Origin of the sequence: Burkholderia sp. Ac-20392 (assembly GCF_017104585.1) — a bacterium.
In the GTDB taxonomy this organism is placed as follows: Bacteria; Pseudomonadota; Gammaproteobacteria; order Burkholderiales; family Burkholderiaceae; genus Burkholderia; species Burkholderia lata.
Window position 1 is genome coordinate 1 of the sequence record NZ_JAAGPB010001035.1, and the last position, 1231, is coordinate 1231.

The 1231-nt window shown below is 69.4% G+C and carries 1 protein-coding gene; it reads right to left on the reverse strand.

The window, feature by feature from the left end; all coding sequences use genetic code 11:
• On the reverse strand, nt 1–938 hold a 938-nt coding region (gene moaA / locus G3N99_RS40615), incomplete at its 3' end, for a GTP 3',8-cyclase MoaA (RefSeq protein ID WP_206125242.1).
• Nucleotides 939–1231 lie beyond the last annotated feature (293 nt).

Genomic DNA, 1231 nt, shown 5'->3' on the forward strand with positions numbered 1-1231 from the left:
CACAGGCACGTGTAGAGCTGCCCGTCGGCCGACACGCGGGCGCGCGAACAGGTGCCGCAGAACGGATGCGACACGCTCGCGATGAAGCCGACTTCGCCCGCGCCGTCGATGTGCGCGCAACGGATCGCGGTGGCGTCGTGCCCCGGTTCGCCGACGAGCACGAGCGGATAGTGTTCGTCGATCAGTTCGCGCATCCGTGCGGCCGGCACGACCTTGTCGCCGGACCAGAAGCTCGCGCCGCCGACGTCCATGTATTCGATGAAGCGCACGGCCACGCCGGTATGCCGGAAGTGCCGCACGAGCGGCAGAATCTGGTCGTCGTTCACGCCGCGCTCGATCACCGCGTTGACCTTGACCGGCGCGAGCCCGGCGGCCTGCGCGGCCTCGATGCCGGCCAGCACGCGCGCCACGGGCACGTCGGCGTCGCTCATCCGGCGGAACATCGCGTCGTCGAGCGCATCGAGGCTGACCGTCACGCGCGACAGGCCTGCGTCGCGCAGCGTGCGCGCCTTCGCGGCCAGCAGCGAGCCGTTGGTCGTCAGCGCGATTTCGACGGGCTTACCGTCGACGGTGGTCAGCGCGGCGAGGCGCTCGATCAGCGCTTCGAGGTTGCGGCGCAGCAGCGGCTCGCCGCCCGTGATGCGGATCTTTTCGACGCCGAGCGACGTGAACGCACGGGCGATTTTTTCGAGTTGCGCGAACGACAGCCGCTCGGACGACGGCATGAACGCATAGTCGGCGCCGAAGCTGTCGCGCGGCATGCAGTAGCCGCAGCGGAAATTGCATTGATCGATCACGGACAGGCGCAGGTCGCGCAGCGGGCGGCCGAGCGTGTCGGACGTGCGGGGGAAAGCGCCGGGCGATGCGCCGCCGGAAAGTGCGGCAGCGGCCGGCGCGGCGGAAACGATGGCATTCACGATCGGTTCGTCGGCCTGCAAGAAGTAAGCGGTGGGGCGTCGCCGGTCGGCCGTGCGTGTGCGGATGGGCAGGCGCACGGCGCGTGACGAGCCTCTTCGTGAGGATAGTCCGCCGGGTTTTTCCGGCAGGGACACAATCGCGCCCGAATTGCAGGAATACAGTTCGTCGTACAACCTGCGCAGCCGGCGCGGCGGCGCATGCCGTGAATCGGGCGAGTGTCCGGCGTCGCGTTCATGCGAGCCAGTGCGCGAATTCGTAATACGGTACCGCGTCGCCGCACGCGATGCGCTGCCCGGCCGGCAGCCGGGCCAGC